At 45.3% G+C, this 23,781-nt stretch carries 26 protein-coding genes; 11 read left to right on the top strand and 15 right to left on the bottom strand.

The features are described from left to right. Nucleotides 1-46: 46 nt before the first annotated feature. Complete coding sequence (gene dnaQ / locus AB4351_RS08890; RefSeq protein ID WP_017060722.1) at nucleotides 47-814, top strand: DNA polymerase III subunit epsilon; 768 nt, start codon at nucleotides 47-49, stop codon at nucleotides 812-814. Nucleotides 815-823: 9 nt separating this feature from the next. Then, the gene (locus AB4351_RS08885; protein ID WP_065583988.1) at nucleotides 824-2,071 is read left to right on the top strand and encodes a TIGR03503 family protein; all 1,248 of its coding nucleotides are present in this window, start codon (nucleotides 824-826) and stop codon (nucleotides 2,069-2,071) included. A gap of 128 nt (nucleotides 2,072-2,199) precedes the next feature. On the opposite strand, the gene fadE is transcribed toward AB4351_RS08885, so the two are convergent. Further along, nucleotides 2,200-4,665, bottom strand: coding sequence for an acyl-CoA dehydrogenase FadE (fadE, locus tag AB4351_RS08880; RefSeq protein WP_372125674.1), 2,466 nt, complete (start codon nucleotides 4,663-4,665; stop codon nucleotides 2,200-2,202). A gap of 327 nt (nucleotides 4,666-4,992) precedes the next feature. Between fadE and lpcA the strand changes: the two genes are divergently transcribed. Continuing rightward, nucleotides 4,993-5,568 carry a D-sedoheptulose 7-phosphate isomerase gene (gene lpcA / locus AB4351_RS08875; RefSeq protein WP_017063379.1) on the top strand — a complete coding sequence of 192 codons (576 nt, stop codon included), beginning with the start codon at nucleotides 4,993-4,995 and terminating at the stop codon, nucleotides 5,566-5,568. Nucleotides 5,569-5,635: 67 nt separating this feature from the next. Next, nucleotides 5,636-6,481: a class II glutamine amidotransferase gene (locus tag AB4351_RS08870; RefSeq protein ID WP_372125672.1), complete on the top strand. Its 846-nt coding sequence runs from the start codon at nucleotides 5,636-5,638 to the stop codon at nucleotides 6,479-6,481. Between the two features lie 117 nt (nucleotides 6,482-6,598). On the opposite strand, the gene purN is transcribed toward AB4351_RS08870, so the two are convergent. Together purN and purM are read right to left on the bottom strand one after the other, a co-directional pair. Continuing rightward, nucleotides 6,599-7,273: a phosphoribosylglycinamide formyltransferase gene (gene purN / locus AB4351_RS08865; RefSeq protein WP_372125670.1), complete on the bottom strand. Its 675-nt coding sequence runs from the start codon at nucleotides 7,271-7,273 to the stop codon at nucleotides 6,599-6,601. 132 nt (nucleotides 7,274-7,405) lie between these two features. Beyond that, nucleotides 7,406-8,446: a phosphoribosylformylglycinamidine cyclo-ligase gene (gene purM / locus AB4351_RS08860; protein ID WP_372125668.1), complete on the bottom strand. Its 1,041-nt coding sequence runs from the start codon at nucleotides 8,444-8,446 to the stop codon at nucleotides 7,406-7,408. A gap of 169 nt (nucleotides 8,447-8,615) precedes the next feature. Here purM and upp point away from each other — a divergent pair, with 169 nt between their 5' ends. Continuing rightward, nucleotides 8,616-9,242 (top strand): uracil phosphoribosyltransferase, encoded by a 627-nt coding sequence (upp, locus tag AB4351_RS08855; RefSeq protein ID WP_017060716.1) that lies wholly within the window; start codon nucleotides 8,616-8,618, stop codon nucleotides 9,240-9,242. 141 nt (nucleotides 9,243-9,383) lie between these two features. Here the strand turns inward: upp and AB4351_RS08850 are convergent, their stop codons facing one another. Further along, nucleotides 9,384-10,622, bottom strand: a complete 1,239-nt coding sequence (locus AB4351_RS08850) for a uracil-xanthine permease family protein (protein WP_017060715.1) — start codon at nucleotides 10,620-10,622, stop codon at nucleotides 9,384-9,386. A gap of 278 nt (nucleotides 10,623-10,900) precedes the next feature. On the opposite strand from AB4351_RS08850, the gene AB4351_RS08845 reads away from it, so the two are divergent. Further along, the gene (locus tag AB4351_RS08845) at nucleotides 10,901-12,160 is read left to right on the top strand and encodes a DUF2066 domain-containing protein (RefSeq protein WP_372125666.1); all 1,260 of its coding nucleotides are present in this window, start codon (nucleotides 10,901-10,903) and stop codon (nucleotides 12,158-12,160) included. 110 nt (nucleotides 12,161-12,270) lie between these two features. On the opposite strand, the gene AB4351_RS08840 is transcribed toward AB4351_RS08845, so the two are convergent. From AB4351_RS08840 to AB4351_RS08825, 4 genes are all read right to left on the bottom strand, one after another. After that, on the bottom strand, nucleotides 12,271-12,708 hold the full coding sequence (locus tag AB4351_RS08840; protein ID WP_372122445.1) for a DUF2069 domain-containing protein: 438 nt from the start codon (nucleotides 12,706-12,708) through the stop codon (nucleotides 12,271-12,273). After that, nucleotides 12,705-13,298 (bottom strand): NAD(P)H:quinone oxidoreductase, encoded by a 594-nt coding sequence (gene wrbA / locus AB4351_RS08835; protein WP_017060712.1) that lies wholly within the window; start codon nucleotides 13,296-13,298, stop codon nucleotides 12,705-12,707. Before wrbA ends, AB4351_RS08840 begins: the two co-directional genes overlap by 4 nt. A gap of 6 nt (nucleotides 13,299-13,304) precedes the next feature. Continuing rightward, on the bottom strand, nucleotides 13,305-13,655 hold the full coding sequence (gene arsC / locus AB4351_RS08830) for an arsenate reductase (glutaredoxin) (protein ID WP_017060711.1): 351 nt from the start codon (nucleotides 13,653-13,655) through the stop codon (nucleotides 13,305-13,307). A 123-nt stretch (nucleotides 13,656-13,778) separates the two neighbouring features. Further along, nucleotides 13,779-15,233: a M48 family metalloprotease gene (locus tag AB4351_RS08825; protein WP_372125664.1), complete on the bottom strand. Its 1,455-nt coding sequence runs from the start codon at nucleotides 15,231-15,233 to the stop codon at nucleotides 13,779-13,781. 178 nt (nucleotides 15,234-15,411) lie between these two features. On the opposite strand from AB4351_RS08825, the gene AB4351_RS08820 reads away from it, so the two are divergent. Together AB4351_RS08820 and AB4351_RS08815 are read left to right on the top strand one after the other, a co-directional pair. Further along, nucleotides 15,412-15,651: a sulfurtransferase TusA family protein gene (locus tag AB4351_RS08820; protein WP_017060709.1), complete on the top strand. Its 240-nt coding sequence runs from the start codon at nucleotides 15,412-15,414 to the stop codon at nucleotides 15,649-15,651. Further along, the gene (locus AB4351_RS08815; protein WP_017060708.1) at nucleotides 15,644-16,720 is read left to right on the top strand and encodes an AI-2E family transporter; all 1,077 of its coding nucleotides are present in this window, start codon (nucleotides 15,644-15,646) and stop codon (nucleotides 16,718-16,720) included. The genes AB4351_RS08820 and AB4351_RS08815 overlap by 8 nt, the downstream gene beginning before the upstream one ends. Before the next feature lie 124 nt (nucleotides 16,721-16,844). Here the strand turns inward: AB4351_RS08815 and bcp are convergent, their stop codons facing one another. After that, the gene (gene bcp / locus AB4351_RS08810; RefSeq protein WP_017060706.1) at nucleotides 16,845-17,315 is read right to left on the bottom strand and encodes a thioredoxin-dependent thiol peroxidase; all 471 of its coding nucleotides are present in this window, start codon (nucleotides 17,313-17,315) and stop codon (nucleotides 16,845-16,847) included. 12 nt (nucleotides 17,316-17,327) lie between these two features. After that, complete coding sequence (locus AB4351_RS08805; protein WP_017060705.1) at nucleotides 17,328-17,870, bottom strand: glycine cleavage system protein R; 543 nt, start codon at nucleotides 17,868-17,870, stop codon at nucleotides 17,328-17,330. 374 nt (nucleotides 17,871-18,244) lie between these two features. Here AB4351_RS08805 and dapA point away from each other — a divergent pair, with 374 nt between their 5' ends. Beyond that, entirely contained in the window at nucleotides 18,245-19,123 is an 879-nt protein-coding gene (gene dapA / locus AB4351_RS08800; protein ID WP_017060704.1) for a 4-hydroxy-tetrahydrodipicolinate synthase, read from the top strand. Nucleotides 19,124-19,171: 48 nt separating this feature from the next. Beyond that, nucleotides 19,172-20,218: an outer membrane protein assembly factor BamC gene (gene bamC, locus AB4351_RS08795; protein WP_065585103.1), complete on the top strand. Its 1,047-nt coding sequence runs from the start codon at nucleotides 19,172-19,174 to the stop codon at nucleotides 20,216-20,218. Between the two features lie 147 nt (nucleotides 20,219-20,365). Here bamC and AB4351_RS08790 read toward each other — a convergent pair whose 3' ends face one another. The 4 genes from AB4351_RS08790 to AB4351_RS08775 all read right to left on the bottom strand — a co-directional run bounded on the left by AB4351_RS08790 (nucleotide 20,366) and on the right by AB4351_RS08775 (nucleotide 22,886). Then, nucleotides 20,366-20,575, bottom strand: a complete 210-nt coding sequence (locus AB4351_RS08790) for a DUF2897 family protein (RefSeq protein ID WP_019821638.1) — start codon at nucleotides 20,573-20,575, stop codon at nucleotides 20,366-20,368. 8 nt (nucleotides 20,576-20,583) lie between these two features. Then, the gene (locus tag AB4351_RS08785) at nucleotides 20,584-21,258 is read right to left on the bottom strand and encodes a M15 family metallopeptidase (RefSeq protein WP_017063385.1); all 675 of its coding nucleotides are present in this window, start codon (nucleotides 21,256-21,258) and stop codon (nucleotides 20,584-20,586) included. 45 nt (nucleotides 21,259-21,303) lie between these two features. Beyond that, nucleotides 21,304-22,440, bottom strand: coding sequence for a succinyl-diaminopimelate desuccinylase (gene dapE, locus AB4351_RS08780; RefSeq protein WP_017060700.1), 1,137 nt, complete (start codon nucleotides 22,438-22,440; stop codon nucleotides 21,304-21,306). Nucleotides 22,441-22,538: 98 nt separating this feature from the next. Beyond that, the gene (locus AB4351_RS08775) at nucleotides 22,539-22,886 is read right to left on the bottom strand and encodes an ArsC family reductase (RefSeq protein WP_017060699.1); all 348 of its coding nucleotides are present in this window, start codon (nucleotides 22,884-22,886) and stop codon (nucleotides 22,539-22,541) included. Nucleotides 22,887-23,091: 205 nt separating this feature from the next. On the opposite strand from AB4351_RS08775, the gene AB4351_RS08770 reads away from it, so the two are divergent. Then, complete coding sequence (locus AB4351_RS08770) at nucleotides 23,092-23,379, top strand: helix-turn-helix domain-containing protein (protein ID WP_004734273.1); 288 nt, start codon at nucleotides 23,092-23,094, stop codon at nucleotides 23,377-23,379. 68 nt (nucleotides 23,380-23,447) lie between these two features. On the opposite strand, the gene AB4351_RS08765 is transcribed toward AB4351_RS08770, so the two are convergent. Beyond that, entirely contained in the window at nucleotides 23,448-23,780 is a 333-nt protein-coding gene (locus tag AB4351_RS08765) for a DUF4156 domain-containing protein (protein ID WP_017071060.1), read from the bottom strand. Nucleotide 23,781: the final 1 nt, after the last annotated feature.

Genomic DNA, 23,781 nt, shown 5'->3' with positions numbered 1-23,781 from the left:
TATTACCTCAAGCACATTATCGGCATAGTCTGACACAGTTATCCTTATGAATACCAGTAGCACTCCAGAACAAAGCACGAACGAAAAAAACAGTTCGAACGAAAATAAGCGCATTGTTGTACTCGATACCGAAACCACCGGTATGAATACAGAAGGTGGCCCTCACTATATGGGTCACCGCATCGTTGAAATTGGTGCAGTAGAGATCATCAACCGTAGGCTGACCGGGCGTCATTTCCACGTCTACATCAAGCCCGATCGTGCGATTCAAGAAGAGGCGATTGGCGTTCACGGTATTACCGATGAATTCTTGATTGATAAGCCTGAATACCAAGACATTCATAAAGAGTTTCTCGACTTTATCAAAGGTGCGGAGCTGGTGGCTCATAACGCGCCCTTCGATACGGGCTTCATGGACTATGAGTTTGAGAAGCTCAACCCAGCGATAGGTAAAACGGATGACTACTGTAAAGTTACCGATACCTTGGCAATGGCGAAGAAGATATTCCCAGGTAAAAGAAACAACCTAGATATCTTATGTGACCGTTACGGTATCGATAACTCGCACCGCACTCTCCACGGCGCATTGCTCGATGCGGAGATCCTAGCCGACGTCTACTTATTGATGACGGGTGGTCAAACTTCGCTGCAATTTAACGCTGGTCAACAGGAAGGCGAAGCCGAAAGCATACGAAGAGTAGAAAGTGGTCGAAAATCCCTAAAGGTTTTACGAGCTACGGCCGATGAAGTAGAAGCGCATCAAAGTCGTTTAGATCTCGTCGAGAAAAGCGGAAGCTGCCTCTGGCGTCAGTAGGGAGAAAGTATGTTAAGGGTATTGGCTACCGGTTGCTTATTGCTGTTAAGTTTTGGCTTACATGCAGCAACAGAATCCGTTATGAGTTTATTGGACAACCGTTTTAGAGTTGATCCCAGTATTGAACAAGTCACCTTTGTGATTTATCGAGCCGATAACTCTAAACCTGTCGTTTTGGTTCGCCCTGATGGCAAGAAATACTACTCTTGGCGCAATGCTGATAATGTCCGTTGGTACGAAGAATCGTCCATGGACATTATCTCTATCGACAATCCGATGCCCGGCCCTTGGCAAGCGATAGGTAAAGTTTCCCCTAAGAACAATATCAAGCTGCTGTCTCATCTTGTTTTGGATGCTAATGAGTTCCCAGATAAGTTGTATCAAACAGAGCGCATCAAATTTACCGCTCGACTGACTTCTGATGGCAAGCCGCTGGTGCTGCGCGATTTTCTCGATCGCGTGAAGCTTAAGGTTACCTTTACTAAGTTTGTTGAAAACGAAGAGTCTTTGGTGAGAGAAGCGCGCCCGGTGCCGGTTGTGATGGGCGAGTTTGCCGATGATGGCGCTGATCTTGATGAAAAGGCCGGAGATGGTGTGTTCACTGTCTCTTTGCCAATTGATATCGAGCCCGGTAAATACCGAGCGCGTATTACCTCTGGTAATGGCGTGTTCCTGCGAGCGCAAGAGCAAGAAGTCTTGGTTTACCCAACACCGATCACTAGCACCTTCATTCAATCACGAAAAGAGGGTTTACCTCATACTATTGTGGTGTCTGGTGAACAGGGGATGATTGCACCGAGCTCGTTAGCGGTTCATGTTGAGCACAAGGCTTCTGATGAATATGTGATGTACAAGCAGGGGCAAGCTGAAGTCGACGCAATGAAAGTCGCTTTAGAGGTGCCTTATAATGGCGATTTAGGAATTTATAATTGGTCAGGGATGGTTTATGCCACTGATGCTTCAAGTCAGCGCCCGCTGATTTTTCCAATTACCGAGCAGTCGTACAGCGTTGTTGAAGATATCGACTTAGCAGAGTCACGACGTCTTCAAGAAGAAGCTCTTGCTGAACAGAAGCGTATCGCAACAGAGTTGATGATCCTTCAAAAACGTGAAGATGACAGACAGCGCAGTATGATCATTATTGCGGTGGGTAATGTGGTCGCTATTCTATTGGGCTTATTGATTTGGTTTGTGGTTCGTAAGGTCAAGGCGAAGAAAAAAGCGTTACCTGAGATGCAGCTCAAGGCGCCCAAGTAACTCGCTTAGATGATTAGATTGTCTAGAGAGAATAAGCCGCTAGATAAAGCATTGGAATTTGTGGCAACGAAATCATGAACAAAAAAACGGGACTCATAGGAGTCCCGTTTTTGTTTCTTTTTCTGGCCTTAAGCGACGTTATCAATCGATTGGTCTGGGTACTGAGACTTTGCTGCAAGCTCCTCTGGTGAGAAGTCATCCACGTTAATCGTGTACAGTCTATGTTCCTCAGCGCTAATCAGAAGATTTGCTTCGTCTTGCGTTAAGATACCTTTCTCAAGTCCCAACTGAGCAACAAGATCAAGTCGTAAGAAGGCACGTTTTTGATGTGTCTCTTTGCAGACTTTGTCGAACAGAGGTTCAGCTTGAAGAATCACTTCTAGCGCTTTTTCAATCTTACCTACTGGGTTGTATTCCGTCGCTTCTAAGTATTGGCCGCGACCGATACGAGAGCGTGTTTCGCTTGGTGTTTGTAGAATGTGCGCAACTTTGCTATCGAGCTTGTCGTTTGGAGCACGACGGATACGACCGAATGGCATTAGCACAACACGAAGCAGACGACCAATCACAGGGTTAGGGAAGTTCGCTAAGAACTCATCAATCGCCACTTCAGTCTGACGTAAGCTATCTTGCATCCCCCAATGTACTAACGGTAGATCTTCAGCGTGGCTGCCTTCGCTTTCAAAGCGTTTCAGCGTTGCTGAGCCGAGGTAAAGTTGACTTAAGATATCACCCAGTCTTGCTGATAAACGTTCTCTACGCTTCAGTGAACCGCCTAGAACTGCCATTGAAATATCAGACAGTAGCGCTAGGTTTGCACTGTAGCGGTTTAGCTGTTGGTAGTAACGCTGTGTCTGTTTATCTGTTTTATTTGAAGGTGTTGGCGCATCAGAACCACGACCATCGGTTAAACCAAACCACAAGCTGCGGACTAGGTTGCTCATCGTAAAGCTAACGTGCCCTGCTAACGCTGAATCAAACTTATCAAGCGCATCGCTGCTTTCAGAATAAGCCGCTTCCATTTCGTTCAGTACGTAAGGGTGACAGCGAATCGCACCTTGACCATAGATGATCATTGAACGAGTCAGGATGTTTGCGCCTTCAACCGTAATCGCGATAGGCGAGCCTTGGTAGCCACGAGCTAGGAAGTTCGATGGGCCTAAACAAATGCCTTTACCACCGACGATATCCATCGCATCAATGATGCTGCGCTGGCCACGGTGAGTACAGTGGTACTTAACGATTGCAGAGATAACCGAAGGCTTTTCACCAAGGTCGATGCCCGCAACGGTTAGGTTACTTGCAGCGTCCATTACATAAGCGTTACCTGCAAGGCGTGCAAGTGGCTCTTCAACTCCTTCCATGCGGCCAATAGGCTGTTTGAACTGACGGCGGATACGAGCGTAAGCGCCAGTTGCAAGCGCGGCAGACTTGATGCCACCAGTTGAATTTGAAGGCAGTGTGATACCACGACCAACCGACAGGCACTCAACCAGCATACGCCAGCCTTGACCGGCCATTTTCTGACCGCCAATGATGAAATCGATAGGCACGAAGATATCGTCGCCTTGCGTCGGGCCATTTTGGAAAGGTACGTTTAGTGGGAAGTGGCGGTTGCCAATTTCTACGCCTTTTAAATCCGTTGGGATAAGCGCACAAGTGATACCAAGATCTTTTTGATCACCAAGCAGGCCATCCGGGTCACGAAGTTTAAAAGCTAAGCCTAATACCGTCGCGACAGGCGCTAGAGTGATGTAACGCTTGTTCCAAGTTAGGCGCATGCCGAGTACTTCTTCGCCTTGCCAGTCGCCTTTACAAACCACACCGTAATCTGGAATAGAGCCAGCATCAGAGCCTGCCTCTGGGCTAGTTAGTGCGAAACAAGGGATCTCTTTACCTTCCGCTAGGCGAGGCAGGTAGTGGTTTCTTTGTTCTTCTGTACCGTAGTGTTGTAAAAGCTCACCAGGGCCTAATGAGTTAGGTACGCCAACCGTCGATGACAATACACTAGAAACGCCTGTTAGCTTCTGTAGAACCAAAGATTGAGCGTAAGCTGAGAACTCTAAGCCGCCGTATTTTTTCTTGATGATCATGGCGAAGAATTTATGGTCTTTCAGGTATTGCCATACTTCTGGTGGCAAATCAGCAAGCTCATGAGTGACTTGGTAATCATTGACCATTTCACACACGATATTTACTGGACCATCTAAAAACGCTTGCTCAGCTTCAGAGAGTTTCGGGTCAGCAATGTTCTGAAGTTTCTTCCATTCAGGTTTGCCTTTGAACAGCTCTGCTTCCCACCATACTGTGCCGGCTTCTAGTGCTTCTTTTTCTGTCTGAGACATCGCCGGTAGAACTTTCTTAAATAAAGAGAGTGCTTTTTGACTGATTAAAGTTTGGCGAATAGTTGGAACTGCAAACATCGCAACGGCTAACAAGTAGCATAGCCAGCCGGTGACAGCCACGCCGCCAAACAGTGTTAATGCTACCATCGCGCCAGTTAATACGATTAACGCGCGTACAAGACTAACTCTATGGTAAAGACAGACGCCTAAGATGGCTGTCATGCCGAGTAGGGAGAGCAATATGTTCATGATCGATTTCCTTTTCAGAGATCACTTATCGTTATGATTTTAGGTAAGAGGTCTAACCAGTTAAGTGTAAACAAAATATTAAATATTTGTAAAACTCCAAGGTGAGTAAAAAGTGATCTCAATAGAGTTAAAGTTCTAATTGTGAGAGGTTGGTGGCGAATATTTGGACGGATTTACAACGACAAGTTAATTAAGGTGGCAATCTTTGGGCTTAAGTGTCGACACTATTTCATGTTTGTGGGTAAACTCAGCTATAAAGAGGGGAAAACCCTCAGTTCTCATTTCACGCACTTTAAGCTGCGTCAAAAAAAATAAGAGATAAGTCTTATGTACCAAGACCTAATCAAAAGTGAATTAAACGAAGCTGCTGACGTTCTGAATAAGTTCCTGAGTGATGACCATAACATCGCTCAAATTGAAGCGGCGGCAAAACTGATTGCTGACTCATTCAAGCAAGAGGGCAAAGTGCTTTCTTGTGGCAACGGTGGTTCACACTGTGATGCAATGCACTTCGCGGAAGAGCTTACAGGCCGATACCGTGAAAACCGTCCAGGTTACGCTGGCATTGCGATTTCAGATCCAAGCCACCTGTCTTGCGTGAGTAATGATTTTGGCTACGACCACGTATTTTCTCGTTATGTAGAAGCGGTAGGTCGTAAAGGTGATGTGTTGTTCGGTCTGTCGACTTCAGGTAACTCTGCCAATATTCTAAAAGCGATTGAAGCTGCTCAAGCTAAAGGCATGAAGACGATTGCATTGACGGGTAAAGATGGCGGCAAAATGGCGGGTTGTGCTGATATCGAAATCCGAGTACCACACTTTGGTTACGCAGATCGTATCCAAGAGATTCACATTAAGATCATTCATATTGTGATTCAGCTTGTTGAAAAAGAGATGGAATAATAGTTTTACAGACATTTGGAGCCCAGCTTTTTGGCTCCATTGGTTTTAATAGGGAGTAGATTAAACCATGTGTGAATTGCTCGGTATGAGCGCGAATGTGCCAACTGATATTTGTTTTAGCTTTACTGGTCTTATGCAGCGTGGAGGCAACACTGGCCCGCATCGTGATGGCTGGGGTATTACCTTTTATGAGGGAAAGGGTTTTCGTACCTTCAAAGATCCGAATCCGAGCTGTGAATCTAAGATCGCTGAGTTGGTTCAAAACTACCCAATTAAAAGCCAAGCTGTTGTCAGTCATATCCGTCAAGCGAACCGTGGTGGTGTTAATCTAGAGAATACACACCCTTTTACTCGTGAGCTTTGGGGGCGATACTGGACCTTTGCTCACAATGGTCAATTATCAGATTACGATGATCTGGTGAGTGGGCGTTTTAGACCTGTCGGCGAAACGGACAGTGAGCTCTCTTTTTGTTGGCTACTGAAACAACTAGAAGAACGTTTTCCTGAACCACCTCAAGACATGGAAGGCATGTTTCGTTTCGTGGCTGAGTGTTGTGACAAGCTACGCGAGAAAGGCGTATTTAACATGTTATTGAGTGATGGTGAGTATGTGATGACTTACTGTACTAACCATTTGTACTGGATAACCAGACGCGCACCTTTTGGTAATGCGAGCCTGATTGATGAAGATGTTGAGATTAACTTCCAAGAAGAAACTACACCTAATGATGTGGTTACAGTGGTGGCAACCCAGCCTCTAACAGACAATGAAGAGTGGTTTAGAATGAAGCCGGGCGAATATGCGCTGTTTCATTTTGGTGAGCTGATAGGCAACAATCATAAAGCATTGGAAGATGTCGCTTATGCGCCGAAGAAGGTAGCAAGCCAAGCGCCAACTGAGCCATTGAGCTAAAACCTCCGGGTAGTATTATTTGCTCTGAACAAAAGAGAGGCCGCTTACTGAACCAAAAGATCAGTAAGCGGCCTTTTTGTTTTTCAGCAATTTGTTGTCTGAGAGTCGTTTGACGAATTACTCTTCTGCGTAACCGTGTTTACCTAATGCTTTACCGTCTAACACAGCCTGTCCATTGACCATTGATAAACGGTCTTCCGCGAACCACTTGCAGACCATAGGGTAAATGCAGTGTTCTTGAGTCAGCACTCGGCTTGCCAACATATCAGCATCATCATCTTCAAATACCGGCACCTTAGCTTGCAAGATCACAGGGCCGCCATCGAGCTCCTCGGTAACAAAGTGGACGCTAGTACCGTGTTCTTTGTCTTGCGCATCAATGGCACGCTGGTGGGTGTGTAGGCCTGGGTATTTCGGCAACAGAGAAGGGTGGATGTTGACCATTTTCCCTGCATAGTGACGAACAAACTCTGAACTCAGGATTCGCATGTAGCCAGCGAGTACGATTAAATCTGGCTGGTAAGCATCGATCTGAACCATCAATTCATGGTCAAACTCTTCACGTGAACCAAAGTCTTTTGGATTCACTGAATGGGCGTCAACACCTTCGGTTTTCGCTCGTTCTAATCCAAAAGCCTCTGCTTTGTTTGAGAAGACAGCTTTAACCGATGCATCAATCATATCGCTATCGCAGGCATCTAAAATAGCCTGTAAGTTACTTCCGCTTCCTGAAACTAACACAACGATGTTTTTCTGAGAGTGACTGGTTTTATTTGAGTGATTGTTTTTCATAGAGTGGGTCATACGATTGATTAACTGAATTGTTTACAATGTACCTACATAAACTAAGGTTTTCTGCGGGCTAAATAGCAAAATGAGGACCATTAGGTCCTCATTGATTAACTAAGTAAGTGAGCGTATCACTTATTTAATTTCAACTTGCTCTTCGCCAGCTTCAGCGTTTGCGATCTCACCGATAACCCAAGCGTTTTCGCCTTCAGCTTTCAGTAGTTCAACAGCAGCGTTTGCTTGATCTTTAGGTAGAGCAACAACTAGGCCTACACCACAGTTGAAAGTGCGGTACATTTCGAATGTCTCCACGTTACCTTTCTCTTGTAGCCAGTTGAAGATAGCAGGCCATTCCCAGCTCTTGCCATCAATGACTGCTTTAGTACCTTCAGGAAGTACGCGTGGGATGTTTTCCCAGAAACCACCACCTGTGATGTGTGAGATAGCATGAATGTCATGCTCTGCAATCATCTTAAGTGCCGATTTGATGTAAATCTTAGTTGGTTCTAGTAGGTGCTCACCGATAGTGCGACCTTCTAGTTCTTCACTCTTATCAGCACCAGAAACTTCTAGGACTTTACGAATTAAAGAGTAACCGTTTGAGTGTGGACCACTTGAGCCAACAGCGATAAGTGCGTCGCCTGCTGCTACTTTAGTGCCGTCGATGATGTCAGCTTTTTCTACAACGCCAACACAGAAGCCAGCAACATCGTAGTCGTCGCCTTCGTACATGCCCGGCATTTCAGCGGTTTCACCACCGATAAGTGCACAACCAGCTTGAACACAACCTTCAGCGATGCCAGAAACAACGTCTGCTGCTGTGTCTACATCTAGCTTACCTGTTGCGTAGTAGTCTAGGAAGAATAAAGGCTCACCACCTTGAACGATTAGGTCGTTCACACACATTGCCACTAGGTCGATACCAATGGTGTCGTGTTTTTTCAGATCCAAAGCAAGGCGAAGTTTAGTACCAACACCATCAGTACCTGAAACAAGTACTGGCTCTTTGTATTTCGTTGGAAGTTCACATAGGGCGCCAAAGCCACCAATACCGCCCATTACTTCAGGGCGACGAGTGCGTTTAACAGCACCTTTAATACGGTCTACTAGTGCATTACCTGCGTCGATATCAACACCAGCGTCTTTGTAGCTTAGAGAAGAAGTATTACCACTCACGGGATAGTCCTCGAACTTAAGTTGGATGTGAAAACGGCGCTATTCTAACAGGGCTTGATTACCAAGAGCAAACGTTTGCGCGGTTTTTTTTATTAGAATAAAGATTCTGAAATAACCACAAAGTTCGTGTATAATCTACAGGTTTGTTTAAATATTGCCGGAGTTGGAAATGAAAGTTGTTGAAGTGAAACACCCGCTAGTAAAACATAAAATTGGCCTGATGCGTGAAGGTGAGATTAGCACTAAGCGTTTTCGTGAGCTAGCGACAGAAGTGGGTAGCCTTCTAACATACGAAGCGACATCAGACTTTGAAACTGAGCGTGTGACGATTAACGGTTGGAACGGTCCAGTAGAAGTTGACCAAATTAAAGGTAAAAAAGTAACGGTAGTGCCAATCCTACGTGCTGGTCTAGGCATGATGGACGGCGTTCTTGAGCACATCCCAAGTGCACGTATCAGCGTTGTTGGTATCTACCGTGACGAAGAAACACTTGAGCCAGTACCATACTTCAACAAGCTTGCATCTAACATCGATGAGCGTATTGCTCTAGTGGTAGACCCAATGCTTGCGACAGGTGGTTCTATGATCGCGACTATCGACCTGATGAAAGAGAAAGGTTGTAAGCACTTTAAGATTCTTGTGCTTGTTGCTGCTCCTGAAGGTATCGCTGCTCTAGAAAAAGCGCACCCAGATGTTGAGCTTTACACGGCTGCAATCGATGAGAAGCTAAACGACAAGGGCTACATTGTTCCTGGTCTTGGCGATGCTGGCGATAAGATCTTCGGTACTAAGTAATTCGGTTTCAGCTTAAGTGACTCTAAACAGTTCCTTAACTCGCTGAATTAACCGTATTAATAAAAAGGGAGAGCATTCGATGCTCTCCCTTTTTTGATCTTGTTAGGTTGTGATTCTTTGGAATCTAGCCTTACCGACTCATTAATCGATTTGAGCTTTATCTACCACAGTGTTGTCACCTAGCTCTTCTGGAAGTACTAGGTTAAGTAGAATCGCAACGATACCGCACAAGCTTACGCCCTGTAGGCTAAAGTCACCGATACCAAAGGCCATGCCGCCAATACCAAAGACTAAAGTAATGCCCACAATCACAAGGTTACGTGATTTGTGTAGGTCAACATTGTTTTTGATTAGCGTGTTAAGACCCACTGTTGCGATAGAGCCAAACAGTAGAATCATGATTCCGCCCATTACAGGAACCGGAATCGTTTGAAGTAGTGCGCCTAGCTTGCCAACCAATGCAAGAACGATGGCTGTGACTGCAGCCCAAGTCATGATCACAGGGTTAAATGCTTTGGTAAGCATTACTGCGCCTGTTACTTCACTGTACGTAGTGTTTGGCGGCGCGCCCAGCATTGAAGCGGCAATTGTTGCCACACCGTCGCCAGTAATAGTGCGGTGTAAACCTGGTTTTTTAAGGTAGTCTTTACCGGTCACGTTAGATATCGCAAGCATATCACCTACGTGTTCAACGGCAGGTGCAATCGCGACAAATACCATAAAAAAGATAGCGTTGATGTTGAACTCTGGCGTTGTGAAGTTTGGCAGTGCTAACCAAGATGCTTGCGCTACTGGAGTGAAGTCTACCGCGCCGTATACCAAGCTGGTGATGTAACCCGCAACAATACCACCGAAGATTGGCAGTAGCTTAAGGAAGCCTTTTGAAAACACACTGATGACAATCGTCACTAACAGTGAAATTGAAGAGATCCACAGGGCAGCGTCTGCATCAACAAGCTGAACCGCACCATCGCCTGTCTTACCTAGCGCCATGTTAACCGCAACAGGCGCAAGGCCTAAACCGATAACCATGATCACAGGGCCAACCACGACAGGTGGAAGCAGTTTATGGATGAAGCCAACGCCACGAACTTTAATTAACGCGCCCATTAGTACATACACAACACCCGCCGCCATAAGGCCTCCCATGGTTGCACCTACACCCCAAGTTTGAATACCAAACATGATAGGCGCGATGAATGCGAAAGAAGACGCTAAGAAGATTGGCACTGAACGGCGTGTAATAAGTTGGAATAAAAGGGTACCGATACCTGCGCCAAACAGTGCAACGTTGGGATCGAGTCCAGTCAGTAGCGGCACTAATACAAGCGCACCAAATGCTACAAACAGCATTTGCGCACCTTGCAGAGCATTTTTCATGTTATGTCCTTAAAAATGGTCGTTATATGAAAAGCGAAAAATAAAATTCGCGGGATTCTATCACTTGGCAATCGATTGCTACACCAAATAGATCAAATTTATTTATCTTAGTGATGTTTTATATCCATCTAAGCCCTAGAAATTCAGTTTATAAGTGAGCGATTTATCATGGCCAGGTGATATTTTGTGGTTATTAAACACAGTGGGCGCTATCGACCTTGCCCCTCAATCCATAGTTGCTTATCATCTAGGCACAAGATTTGAATATTAGGATCAGTATGCGCTACATAGCATTGTTGTTGATGGGACTATTAGCCTCTCCGAGTTATGCCTTAACTCAAGTAGATATTTTTAGTGCTGAAGTTGCGATTAACGCTGAAGACAAACAGCCAGAACAAGTGGCAAGAAATACAGGTATGGAGCAGGTATTGATACGTGCGACCGGCCAAACTGATGTCGCTTCGAATGAGACGATTCAAAAGGCGATGCGCAAGAGTTCGCAGTACATGTCTCAAATGAGTTTTGGTGAAAGCAATGACCACTCAACATTGCGTATGCGTTTTAACGGTGCTCAAATCCGTTCGCTATTGACTCAAGCACAGTTACCGTACTGGCCTGACACGCGTTCAAACATCCTTGTTTGGCTGGTGGAAGAGGACAACTACGACAAGAATATCGTGTGGGAACACTCTAACTCACAGTTAGCAGCTAGCTTACAAGCTAACGCAAAAGAGCGTGGCTTGCCTCTAACGCTGCCTGTGGGTGACTTTGACGATATTACGGGTATTGCGACTTCTGATTTGTGGGGTAGCTTTGTTACGCCAATCAGTAAAGCGAGTCAGCGTTATCCTGTTGATGCTGTGTTGGTGATAAAGGCTCAATCTTCAGGCCTACGTTGGGCTCTATACGATCAAAAGCCAAGTCAATTGACGAGTGCACCAACATCGCCTGTAAGTGGTTCACTATCGGGTAACAGCGACACGACTTCTAAGAAGTTAGTTGACCAAATCAGTAACTACTACGCAGGAAAAAGTGCTGTGACGGTAGCGAGTGAGTCATCAGAATCGATTTCAACGCAGTTTATTAGCCTGAATAATGCTCAAGACTTCTTCCAGTTAGAGAACGCACTTAAGCGTCTAAACTCGGTGGCAAGCCTAGATATTCTGAAGATTCAGAACAACGAAGTCACTTTCCGAATTCACTTATTGTCGACTCAACAAGAGTTTGAGCAAGAAGTAGCAAGTATTCGACAAGTCGCGAAGGTTGAAGAATCTTACATTGAGCCTGAAGTGAGCCCTGAATTTGAAACTCAAGACAACACAATGTCTGTAGGTGATGATTCAACAGACGCTGCTGAAGTCGTTGGTGACGAAACTGACTCAGGCGTACAAGTGATTAAGGGCAACGAGATATCTGAGGATGCTGAGCTAACGAATACGCCTGACGCAACGTTAGAGGATTCTAGTACAGAAGATCTAACCATCACTGCGCCAGTACATGCTAAGCCAAGCTTGGTATACGAGTGGGTTCGCTCATAATTGTCAGCTGACATGACTGATTGAAATGAAAACTTGAAAAAAGCCCTGCAAGAGCAATCTCGCAGGGCTTTTTGTTTGTAAGCGGTCAGTTTAAAAGCATGGGCTCAATATTATTGCTCGAACTTAGCTTTCTCTCTCTTTTCTACTTCGGAAAGGCGCTTCAACTTGATGCCTAACTCTTTGGCTCTAAAGCGAGTAAATAAGATATTGCCCGCGAAACCTAGAGTCGTCAGAAGCAGTTCTACAGCCGCTAATAAACGTTCACCATCGTCTACATACAAGATAGTTAATGCGTGTAGGAAATAGAGCATCAAGACGAAATTTGCCCATGCGTGCGTATAAGGTTTTCCTGCTAAAATGCCCGGTAATGGCAATAACAGCGGGATAGCCCAAGCAATCGCCAGTGTGATATTACTGAGATGAGGGTGCGGTGAAAGCGTCATCTGCCAAGCCACCACCCAGAATAACAGTGACAAGTTGCCCGCTAAAGCAAGGTAGCGAAATAGCTTGGTTTTGGGAGACATAGCCTTCTCTGGCATATACATCATTGAGAAATTCCCTTCTGATTTATTGCGATGCGCGCTAGGCGTTTACCTAGGTTTTGCGCCAACTCAATCTCTTCTTTGCTAAGTGAAGCGCTCTCTCCAGTACTGCTTGCACCATAAGGCGTACCACCAGTTTGAGTTGTGTGCAGCGCCGGTTCTGAGTAGGGGATGCCCACGACTAACATGCCGTGATGAAGCAGGGGCAACATCATGCTTTGTTGTGTTGTCTCTTGACCACCATGCAATGATGAAGAAGAGGTAAATACACAACCTGGCTTATCGATGAGATCACCATTGATCCACATTGATGTCGTGCTATCCCAAAAGTGCTTCATTGGCCCGGCCATGTTACCAAACCAAACCGGACTGCCTAGCGCCAAACCATCACAAGATCGAAGCTCTTGTAACGAGGCAATAGGATCGGTTGGTTGATAGCGTGAATCAGGCTGCTCTTCTACCGTGTACACGTCGTTCACCGTTCTTAACATGGCTTCACAGTTTGGGATAGACTCAACCCCTCGTGCAATCTGCCTTGCTAGAGCTTGTGTGTTGCCGTGGCGGCTGTAGTAAAGAACAAGAATGTTAATGCTCATATTGGATTACAGAATCTCTAGCACTTGCTCTGGTGGACGACCAATTTTTGCTTTGTTGTTCGCGACAACGACTGGGCGCTCAAACAGTTTTGGATTGGTTGCCATCGCGGCGAAAAGATCTTCATCAGTGACTGAAGCATCACCAAGGTTTGCTTCTTTGTAGTCCGCTTCTTTGGTGCGCATCATGTCGCGAACACTGTCAAAACCAAGCTGAGTGAACAGTACTTTCAGCTGTTCAACTGTTAACGGAGTCTCTAGGTATTTGATTACCTCTGGCTGTACGCCGTTTTCCTGAAGCACTTCTAGAGTTTGACGGCTCTTTGAGCAGCGTGGGTTATGATAAATCACGACAGACATGGTTCTTCCTCATTATTATTTTTGATTTAATTGTTTAGCTGAAGCCACCATAGGTGACTTCTTTTTTTTGTGTAACGTTGAGCTTTCTTTTTATACTGGCAACGAGCGTTACCAGTAAACACTCTATTGTAGCGACAAGAAGCGCTCTCGTTGAATCATTAGCTGATCAATTCGAGCGTCGTAGCGTGCTTGTTTTAGGCTTCCTAATTCTGCGATTTGGCTTGCTTGCGTGTAGTACTGAATCGCTTTGTTCCAGTTGGCTTGCAGTGCCAAAATTTCTGCACGAGCAGCCAGTTCTTCGTCGCTATTACCAAGGCTCGTATTTACTTTTGAAAGTAAGTGCCAGCCATTGGTGTCATTCGGGTTATCGTGCGTGTAACGCTGCAATACGCGAACCGCTTCTTGAAGATCTTCATTTTCAATCAGTGCGTTGGCGTAGTTAATGGTCAGAACCGGGTTGTTTGGTTGACGAACCAGTGCCGATTTAAGTTCTTTAATCGCAATCTCAGGCTGCTTCTTCTCGATGTGCAGATCCGAAATAGCATCTAGATAAAACAGGTTGGTTGGATCGCTGTTAATCAGCTTGTTCAGGATGGGCTCTGCTTTGTCTAATTTTTTAGAGTCTAGGTAAACCAGTGCTTGGCCATATTCTAATGACGGAACCAAAGCTTTAGGGGCTTTCTTTAGCTGACGCTCAAACCAATCAAGAGCAGCATCATTATTAATGCCAGCATAGCGCGCAACAATGCGGGCTCTTGCTAGGTGGTAGTCCAGAGAGGGAGCCAGTTTCAGTGGCGGGTAACTACGAGCACGAGCACGTGAATCGGTAATTCGGTCTTCTGGTAATGGGTGAGTCAGTAGCATTGGCGGTGGTGTGCTCGCATAGCGATATTCATCAGCTAAACGGCCAAAGAAACGTGGCATCGCATTCACATCAAACCCAGCTTTTGCTAGCGTGCTGATACCAAAGCGGTCGGCTTCTTTTTCATTACTACGGGTGTAGTTGATTTGGCTTTGCATATTACCCGCAGTCGTTGCCGTTAGGGCTGCAATGCCGGCTTCAGGAGCTGCAATTGCCAGTAATACAGAGGCTGCTAGCGCTGCAATGGTTGCTGGAGAGCGGCGCGCTTGGTCTTCCATACTACGCGCTAAGTGACGTTGGGTTACGTGCGCGATTTCGTGCGCTAATACAGAAGCTAATTCACTTTCAGATTGTGCATGCAGGAATAGACCTGAGTGCAAAGCAACATAACCACCAAAGAAAGCAAAGGCGTTGATGTTGCGGTCACGGATCATAAAGAACTGGAAAGGTGTCTTTACATCATTTGCGTTCGCGACCAGACGATGGCCAAGAGTATCAATATATAGATTTAGAACTGGGTCGTTTACGATAGGCTGGCTACTTCTGATGATGCGCATGTAGGCATCACCATAGATAAGCTCTTGGTCGATAGTGAGTGTGCCGCCAGCAGCGGTACCGATATCTGGTAGCTCCAAACTATTGGTATTCGCCATAGTTGGGGTGCTTAATGTAGCTGCGATGCATAAGCAAGCAATTGAGCGAGCGCGTTTAAACATATTAGTCAGTAATACTCCGTTTCTTCTGACAGTAAGACAAGTGCAATGGAAATTGGTTCTTTATCTGATTTAACCTTTGCCAAGTGCGTGCGCTATCATGAAGGAGGATGAATGAATGATGGCGCGTTTTCAAAAACAGATTACAATACGACCCTTATAATAAGCATCGAGCTCAAGAATGACACCTAATATTCTAGATTTACGCCAAGAGCGCTGTCCAATGGCGCTATTATTAGCCAAGCGTCACAGTGTAAAGTTAGAAGTAGGGCAGTCATTGTCAATTTATGTGTCTGATAACAGTTCGATGAAAGATATTGTTACTTATTTGTCTAAGCAAGCCTATGACGTCATCACTGAGGTTTGCTCTAATTACCATCATCTCCTCGTCACTAAAAAGGAATTGCAGTCAGATGCTTGAAATGGTCAATCGTTGGTATAAACGACGTTTCTCTGATCCCCATGCTGTCAGTTTGGTTGCCATCATTCTCTTCGGCTTTATTACGATCTACTTCTTTGGTCACCTAATTGCGCCACTCTTGGTTGCAATTGTGTTGGCTTATTTGCTTGAGTGGCCTGTTACCCAACTTCAAAGACTCGGTGTTCCAAGAACGCCTTCGGTGATGTTGGTGATCATGATGTTCTTTAGCCTGATGTTGCTGGCGCTGTTTGGTTTAGTGCCTACCATTTGGGAGCAAGTGGGTAACCTCATCAATGATATTCCAAGTATGTATGGCGGCTTACAGAAGTTCATCGCGACGATTCCTGAGCGCTATCCTGAGTTAGCAAACTTGCAGATCGTTGAATCGATTGTGTCTAACGCGAAAAACAAAGCATTAGGCTTTGGTGAAAGTGTTGTTAAAGGTTCTTTGGCTTCTCTTGTGAGCTTGGCTACGCTTGCGGTTTACTTGATTCTTGTGCCGCTGCTGATCTTCTTCTTATTAAAAGATAAAGAAGAGATGATCAGCATGGCGAGTGGCGTGTTGCCTAAAAACCGTCGTCTAGCGACCAAGGTTTGGGTTGAGATGAACCAACAAATCTCGAACTATATTCGCGGCAAGGTCCTTGAGATCTTGATCGTCGGTGGTGTCAGCTACGTGACCTTTGCGATTCTGGATCTGCGTTATTCAGCTCTGCTGGCTGTCGCGGTTGGCTTCTCGGTACTGATTCCTTATATCGGTGCGGCGGCTGTGACCGTTCCTGTCGCGATTGTCGGTTTGTTCCAGTGGGGATTAGAACCTCAGTTTTACTGGTTGCTTCTCGCTTACGGTATTATCCAAGCGCTAGATGGTAACGTGCTCGTTCCTGTTCTTTTCTCTGAAGCGGTGAACCTGCACCCAGTGGCCATTATTGTTGCCGTGTTAGTGTTTGGTGGACTGTGGGGATTCTGGGGCGTGTTCTTTGCTATCCCGTTGGCAACGTTAGTTAAGGCGGTTTGGAATGCCTTACCGAGTCACGCATTAGACGATGACCCCGAACATCAAAAGTAATTGATCTTGTTATAGAAAAAGGCCGAACATCCATGATGTTCGGCCTTTTTGCTCTTAGCTTAATGAGTGTTGCTATTGCCTTAGAAAGTGATGAATCTAAGTCATTAACTCACTCAAATCGCCCTTAAGCTTCTTGATTGAAGTAATCTAGAACCACTTCGTGGTGAGTCTTAGTCTTGAACTTGTTGAAGACATGTTCAATCTGACCTTCTTCATCAATTAGGAAGCTAATACGGTGCAGACCGTCGTAGATTTTACCCATGAATTTTTTCTCGCCCCAAACGCCAAACTGTTCAGCAACGCTGTGGTCTTCATCAGATAGCAGGGTGAAGTTTAGAGATTTCTTCTCAACGAAGTTTGGTAGACGTTTTACTGGGTCAACACTCACACCTAGAACAACCACGTTTAGGTCATCAAGCTGTGTTTTGATATCACGCAGGCCTTCCGCTTGCACAATACAACCTGGAGTCATTGCTTTAGGGTAAAAATAGAAAAGTACTTTTTTACCTTTGAAGTCACCAAGAGATACGATATTGCCATCTTGATCTGGAAGAGAAAAAGCAGGTGCTGGAACACCAGCCGTTAGCGTATTCATGACATTTCCTTTTTAAAGACTGTTTTTGATAAAGTTGAGCGAGCCTTGGACTGATAGGCTCTGACACAGCGAATCGAATTCTTCTTGTAGCTGCATCAAGTTACATTCTGATTGCACAGAAGCGGTAATAGAGATATGGAATTGGTCGTTGTCGAGTTGAACCTTAGATTTATTGATGGTTCGTGCACTTAACGAATCGAGGCCGATGTTTCGGTCTGCGAAGAACTGGGTAAACTGCTCAGTAAGTCCGATTTTATCGTCTGACTCAACGAACACCTCTACTGTGTAAGAGTTCTCAATAACATCATGAGTTGAGGTTCGCTTCATAATCGTAATCAAGTCGTGCTCTTGTCCAAGCAAGGGCAAGGTGGTTTCAACGCGGGTAATGTTGTTTGCCTTTCCAGACAGCAGCATGATAAGCGTAAATTCTTCGCCAAACAGGGCGATACGGCTATCAATAATGTTACAGCCTGATTGGGTGACTAAATGAACCACTTGGTTGCATACACCTGGGCGATCAGTGCCCACAGCTGTGATTACTAGATGTTGAGTCATAAAATCACGTCTCTTTATATTCCATTGATTCATGCATGTTAGCACAGTTAGCTCGTGGAATAAGCGTGCGTGCGGGGCTTTTTATGTGCGACCTTGCTTCGAACATGCAACCAATGATAAGAATATCGAGCGCGTTAAAAAATGAGATAGAGCGATGAGAGCACAGCTTACTTGTTACTGACATCCAGTGATGTGCTATCCGCTAGATTGAGTGCAGGTTACCCAAATTCTAGGTAGAACGCCGTTAGAAGTCGTTTTACCTCAAACATACGACAATATTTAATGCAGATGTTGCCGGTAAGCCACTTTAATGTCTTGTGTTTATTGATTGGCTTACAGTAACATGCAAAAAGAATAAATTAAGGGAGATAGACATGTTTTCAGGAAGTATCGTTGCGCTAGTTACGCCATTTAATACAGATGGTGAAGTGGATTTCGACAGCCTTAAAAAGTTAGTTGAGCACCATATTGCTGCAGGTAGTGATGGTCTGGTTGCGGTTGGCACAACAGGTGAGTCTTCAACACTCACTATTGAAGAGCATGTCAAAGTCGTCAACAAGATCGTTGAATTTGCTGATGGTCGTATTCCCGTTATCGCTGGTACAGGTGCAAATGCAACTCATGAATCTGTTCTATTCAGCCGTTTGTTGAATGGTTCTGGTATTGCTGGTTGCCTGAGCGTAACGCCTTACTACAACAAACCGACTCAAGAAGGTTTGTACCAACACTACAAAGCGATTGCTGAAGTCAGTGACGTTCCACAAATTCTATACAATGTTCCAGGTCGTACTGCGGTAGACTTGTTGCCAGAAACGGTTGCTCGTCTTGCTGAGATCGAAAACATCGTTGCACTGAAAGATGCGACGGGTGATCTCGACAGAATTGCAATTCACCGTGAACTTTGTGGCGAAGACTTTATCTTACTAAGTGGTGATGACTTAACAGGCCTAGAATTTGTTAAGCGTGGTGGCGATGGCGTGATCTCTGTAACGAACAATGTTGCAGCCGCTGATATGGCAACCATGTTCAAGCTAGCAAAAGAAGGTAAGTTTGAAGAAGCGGAAGCGATCAATGAGCGTTTGATGCCTCTACATAAGAATTTGTTCGTTGAGTCTAACCCTATTCCCGTAAAATGGGCGGTTCATAAAATGGGTCTGATTGCTGAAGGTGGCTTACGTCTACCGCTGACTGAACTGTCAGAGCCAGCTCAACCTGTTGTTGCTCAAGCAATGACTGAAGCGTGCATTTACTAAAACGTATGAAGTGATGCCGAAGCGAACCTTCGGCATTTAGGAGTATAAATGAAGTATTCTCACCAGCTAGTGATTGGGTCACTGGCTGTTTTCGTTCTTACAGCATGTTCTGGCAACCCGACTCAACGTCGCCAAGCCAAAGATGATTTCGAATACTTAGAAACACCTGAGTTTTCACAATGGCAATTGCCTGCAGATGCTCAGCCTCAGTTCTACCCAAATTTTGACATCCCAAGCGGTGAATTCAGTGGTGGTACTGGTCGTGAAGTGGATATTCGTCCACCGCAACAGGTTCTTGAACTGATCCCGGGTGCTCGTGCTGAGCGTCAAAACGGTGAAGTGACACTATGGCTTCTTCGCGCAGAAGAGGCAGACCGCGTGTGGCAAACGGCTGTAGATATGCTGGCTCAACGTGGTATTGGTATTCGTGAGCAATCAGAGAATGAGATTGAGACCGATTGGGTAACTTGGGTTTCTGAAGATGAAGACGTAGAGATTGGTAGTCGTTACTCTATCTCTCGCTTCCAAGCAAACAACCGTCATGGCTTCAAGATTAATCTGATTGATTGGCGTGAAGGTACTGAAGAGAAAACAGTAACGGCAACCAATAAAGAGCGTTACAACGCGTTCCTGACCAACCTAGTTATGGCTAAGTACGATGAAAACCTTCGTGCTGAAGCGGCGCTGAAAGCGCAAGAGTTGGTGAAGCGTATTCCAATTTCAATGGGTGCTGACCGTAGTGGTTTCCCTGTGATTATTGCTCGTACGCCATACAATGTATTCTGGCAGCGTCTGCCTAACTTGTTGCCTGAAATGGGCTTTGAGCTTGAAGAACGCAATCAATCTCAGGGTACGGTGAAGGCGAAGTACGCAGCACCAGATGATGAGTTCTGGGAAGAAATTGGCCTACAGCCTATCGACTTAGCGCCAGGCACTTACAACTTCCTATTTGGTGACCTTGGCAACCGTACGTCAATCAACGTAACGGATGCATCAGGTAAGCCAGTAGAAGAAGAGCTGCTTAAGTCTATGGTTCCGGTATTAGCGCATATTGCTGACCAAACCAAAGATGACAAAGAAGCGAAAGCTGAGTAGTCATTCAAGCCGTCACAAGCTGAGTTAAATCAGCCTTGTGATTAGCAAAAGCAAATAAAAAAGAGGACACACTGTGTCCTCTTTTTTATTGTATTCGTTGTCATCAGGCTACATTGGTCAATCAAGCTGATTAGCCAAAGCAAAAGGCTATGCGTCTTTATTGTCTTTGGATTCTTCTTTTTCAGCTTTCTCTTGGTTAAGTTTATCCAAGCGATTGAGCTTATCTAAATCTCGCTCAGTTTTACCACGCCCCGTCAGATCCATATTGGCTGTCTGTTTGAGCGCTGCGATGTTACCCACAACAACGCTAACTACGATGATGATGATAACCCAAGGGTTTGTAAGCCACTCCAACATAAGCGCTCCTAATGACTGATATTCGCTACGAAGCGTGCATAGATCTCGTCTAGCTGCTCCATAATAATCTCATACCCTAATACTGGCTTAGATTGGAGTTGCTTGCCAAGTAAAGTCGGAGATAACTGTGATAAACACGACTCCGATACTTTGCGATGGCTGATATGCCATGGTTCGATCGCCACACCACCCAAATCTTGGCTGTAAGGAAAGAAGAAACCAAATTGTGCAGCATGAACTGATAGCCATTGGTAAAACGATTGCTGGTGGCCAGTAAGGTATTCCCATGGTTCTAATTGCAGATGTATGCCTTCAGGTAAGTGGTTACGAGCAAAGACATCGAAGTCACAACCCCAATGATGACGACTCGCGCCGGGAAGCGCAGACCATCTCAGGATAGCCGATAGCTTTTGTTGTTCGGTCAGTTTTGAAGCATCAAGAGGTTGGCTTTCTGAATCTAATATCGGAGCTTCGCCAGAAAACTTACGGTTCCAAATCAGAGATTGCCTTTCATAGTCGCGAAAGCCACTGGCAATCTCCATTTTAAAACCAGCGAGCTGAGCAGCTTCAATCAAATTATTCAGGTCATTCTTAACCTCACTGTGGACCAAGAAGGTCTTGGTGCCGATCAGGCTAGGCTCTAGATGAGAATCTGATTGTCCGGTAAGCTGCTCTGGTGTCATAACGAGTCTCTCAATAATTGGATGCTATGAATCGCTGATGAAAGACTATTTAGCGAATAGGTTCACTAATGTTCTTTCGTACATGTCAGTTAGTTTCTCTAGATCCGCCACTTTCACGCATTCGTTAACCTTGTGAATCGTTGCGTTAACAGGACCTAGTTCAACCACTTGTCCGCCCATACGTGCAATAAAGCGACCATCAGATGTACCGCCAGTCGTTAGCAGTGCTGGTTTCACATCATTGACGTGACCCACTGCATCAACAATAGCATCAAGCAGTGAACCTGCGTCTGTTAAGAACGGGTCGCCATTGAATGTCCATCTTAGGTCGTATTCGAAATCATACTTGTCGAGTGTCGTTGTGATGCGCTCAACGATGATGTCGTTGCTTAACTCTGTACTAAAGCGTAGGTTAAACTGAACATTAAACTCACCAGGGATCACGTTTGAAGCACCAGTACCCGCACTCACATTTGGAATTTGGAAACTGGTTGGCGGGAAGTAATCATTACCTTTATCCCACTCAGTTGTTGCTAGCTCATTAATAGCAAGCAGAGAGCTGTGTACTGGGTTGTTTGCTAGGTGAGGGTAGGCAACATGACCTTGTGTGCCTTTAATCGTTAGGTCGCCAGTGATAGAGCCACGACGGCCGTTCTTCACGACATCACCCACGAACTCAGTGCTCGATGGTTCACCAACGATACACATATCGATGTTTTCACCGCGCGCCATTAATGCTTCAACAACACGTACAGTACCGTTGATGAAAGGACCTTCCTCATCTGAAGTGATCAGGAAACCAATTGAGCCTGTGTGGTCTGGGTGTTTGGCAATGAACTGCTCGACGGCAACAATCATTGAAGCCAGAGAGCCTTTCATATCAGCAGCGCCACGGCCATGTAGGAAACCGTCTACGATAGTCGGTTCGAATGGCTTAGTGTTCCACTGTTCGATTGGGCCTGCAGGTACCACATCAGTGTGACCAGCAAAAGCAAACAGAGGCGCTTCAGTACCACGACGAGCCCAGAAGTTGGTCGTATCTTCAAATACCATCACTTCGATTTCAAAACCGAGTGCTTTTAAGCGTTCAATCATCAGGTCTTGGCAGCCTGCATCTTCTGGTGTTACCGATTGACGGCTGATTAGGTCTTTTGCCAGAGCCAAAGTTGGGCTATCTGTCATCCTTGAATTCCTTGTTTAAATAAAACGTCTAGTCATTAATTTTTAGGCGCTGATTCACTGATCAACGTCCTGTTGTCTGTCTATGTAAATACAACGATCTAAGCAAAAATAGCCGCGTATTGGTCGGCTTTAAATCCGATGTGAAGCTTCCCCTCAACTTTTAAGATTGGGCGCTTGATCATGGCAGGTTGTTCAACAAGCAAAGTCACCGCTTTTTCTTCTGTTAGGGTGTCTTTCTGTTCTTGAGAAAGTTGGCGATAAGTCGTACCACGTTTGTTTAGCACAAGCTCCCAACCTAGCTCAGAGCAGAAGCTTGTTACTAGCTCTTCTGTGATGCCTTGTTTGCGATAATCGTGAAATTCGAACTCGATACCTTCAGCTTCGAGCCATTTCTTTGCTTTTTTAATGGTGTCGCAATTTGGGATACCAAACATGGTGATAGTCATTATTCTTCCTTTGAGTGATTTTATTTCATTGTTATGAGTTGAATCCTATCAGGAAGCAGCAACTCAGACAAAATAGAGTGATGAATATTTCATAGAGTGAAAAAAAAGCGTAAGAAAATGTCACTATTGGAGACTTATTGATCAGCCTCAACATGTTGTCAGCGAAAAAAGAAATAATTGAGCTGCACATATATAGGAGGTGTCAATGGAGTTGAGTCCTGTTTTTGCAAGGCGGCTATATTTAGCATTGTTAGTGGAAAGCCTTGATAGGCCAAATGTGCCTAAACTCATCGAAAAAACGGGGTGGCCTCGTCGTACTATTCAAGATGTACTCAAGGCGTTACCGGGGATCGGTATCGAACTTATGTTTGTTCAAGATGGGCGACGTCATAATGATGGCTATTACCAGTTATCCGACTGGGGGCCATTTGACAGTCAATGGGTTATCCAGCGTAAAGGCGATATAGCAACAAGCCTTGGATTTAGTGCATAAGCCAGCGAAAGCTGGCTTTCTTTTGGGTGTCATAAAATCAAAGCATATCGATATGCCGCTTTAGTTGCTTACTCGCACAGGTAGGCGGTACCAAGCATAGTCACGGAAGTGCTGAAATCTTGGGGTAGGGTAAAGATGACGGTGTCTGCGCCTAGCTCAATGGCATTCGATTTAAGCTCATTCATCGCACCTTGAATCAGGGTGTCATTGGGAAAGAACAAGTAGCTGTACCAATGACCTTCGCTGCCAGTGATTTCCCCTTTATACTCACACTGCTCGATGTTAATCAGGCCGTGGTAATCCATTTGTACCTTGTCCGCTTTACTATGAGGCGTTGATGTGGGTTTGGTACACCCGAGTAACATGCCACTCATAGCCAAAGCGACTAATTCCTTTTTCATA

The organism is Vibrio sp. 10N.261.51.F11, assembly GCF_041471665.1.
Taxonomy (GTDB): Bacteria; Pseudomonadota; Gammaproteobacteria; order Enterobacterales; family Vibrionaceae; genus Vibrio; species Vibrio crassostreae_C.
This window is presented reverse-complemented; position numbering and strand designations above follow the sequence as displayed.

Excerpts from the sequence above, each read along its gene's own strand:
- AB4351_RS08770 (WP_004734273.1), top strand. The coding sequence starts at position 23,092 with ATGGAGTTGAGTCCTGTTTTTGCAAGGCGGCTATATTTAGCATTGTTA.
- bamC (WP_065585103.1), top strand. The coding sequence starts at position 19,172 with ATGAAGTATTCTCACCAGCTAGTGATTGGGTCACTGGCTGTTTTCGTT.
- AB4351_RS08825 (WP_372125664.1), bottom strand. The coding sequence starts at position 15,233 with ATGTTTAAACGCGCTCGCTCAATTGCTTGCTTATGCATCGCAGCTACA.
- dapE (WP_017060700.1), bottom strand. The coding sequence starts at position 22,440 with ATGACAGATAGCCCAACTTTGGCTCTGGCAAAAGACCTAATCAGCCGT.
- bcp (WP_017060706.1), bottom strand. The coding sequence starts at position 17,315 with ATGAATACGCTAACGGCTGGTGTTCCAGCACCTGCTTTTTCTCTTCCA.
- dnaQ (WP_017060722.1), top strand. The coding sequence starts at position 47 with ATGAATACCAGTAGCACTCCAGAACAAAGCACGAACGAAAAAAACAGT.
- dapA (WP_017060704.1), top strand. The coding sequence starts at position 18,245 with ATGTTTTCAGGAAGTATCGTTGCGCTAGTTACGCCATTTAATACAGAT.
- purN (WP_372125670.1), bottom strand. The coding sequence starts at position 7,273 with ATGAAAAACAATCACTCAAATAAAACCAGTCACTCTCAGAAAAACATC.
- AB4351_RS08775 (WP_017060699.1), bottom strand. The coding sequence starts at position 22,886 with ATGACTATCACCATGTTTGGTATCCCAAATTGCGACACCATTAAAAAA.
- AB4351_RS08845 (WP_372125666.1), top strand. The coding sequence starts at position 10,901 with ATGCGCTACATAGCATTGTTGTTGATGGGACTATTAGCCTCTCCGAGT.
- lpcA (WP_017063379.1), top strand. The coding sequence starts at position 4,993 with ATGTACCAAGACCTAATCAAAAGTGAATTAAACGAAGCTGCTGACGTT.
- AB4351_RS08870 (WP_372125672.1), top strand. The coding sequence starts at position 5,636 with ATGTGTGAATTGCTCGGTATGAGCGCGAATGTGCCAACTGATATTTGT.
- AB4351_RS08805 (WP_017060705.1), bottom strand. The coding sequence starts at position 17,870 with ATGACTCAACATCTAGTAATCACAGCTGTGGGCACTGATCGCCCAGGT.
- AB4351_RS08885 (WP_065583988.1), top strand. The coding sequence starts at position 824 with ATGTTAAGGGTATTGGCTACCGGTTGCTTATTGCTGTTAAGTTTTGGC.
- arsC (WP_017060711.1), bottom strand. The coding sequence starts at position 13,655 with ATGTCTGTCGTGATTTATCATAACCCACGCTGCTCAAAGAGCCGTCAA.
- AB4351_RS08840 (WP_372122445.1), bottom strand. The coding sequence starts at position 12,708 with ATGATGTATATGCCAGAGAAGGCTATGTCTCCCAAAACCAAGCTATTT.
- upp (WP_017060716.1), top strand. The coding sequence starts at position 8,616 with ATGAAAGTTGTTGAAGTGAAACACCCGCTAGTAAAACATAAAATTGGC.
- AB4351_RS08790 (WP_019821638.1), bottom strand. The coding sequence starts at position 20,575 with ATGTTGGAGTGGCTTACAAACCCTTGGGTTATCATCATCATCGTAGTT.
- AB4351_RS08850 (WP_017060715.1), bottom strand. The coding sequence starts at position 10,622 with ATGAAAAATGCTCTGCAAGGTGCGCAAATGCTGTTTGTAGCATTTGGT.
- fadE (WP_372125674.1), bottom strand. The coding sequence starts at position 4,665 with ATGAACATATTGCTCTCCCTACTCGGCATGACAGCCATCTTAGGCGTC.
- AB4351_RS08785 (WP_017063385.1), bottom strand. The coding sequence starts at position 21,258 with ATGACACCAGAGCAGCTTACCGGACAATCAGATTCTCATCTAGAGCCT.
- AB4351_RS08820 (WP_017060709.1), top strand. The coding sequence starts at position 15,412 with ATGACACCTAATATTCTAGATTTACGCCAAGAGCGCTGTCCAATGGCG.
- AB4351_RS08765 (WP_017071060.1), bottom strand. The coding sequence starts at position 23,780 with ATGAAAAAGGAATTAGTCGCTTTGGCTATGAGTGGCATGTTACTCGGG.
- wrbA (WP_017060712.1), bottom strand. The coding sequence starts at position 13,298 with ATGAGCATTAACATTCTTGTTCTTTACTACAGCCGCCACGGCAACACA.
- AB4351_RS08815 (WP_017060708.1), top strand. The coding sequence starts at position 15,644 with ATGCTTGAAATGGTCAATCGTTGGTATAAACGACGTTTCTCTGATCCC.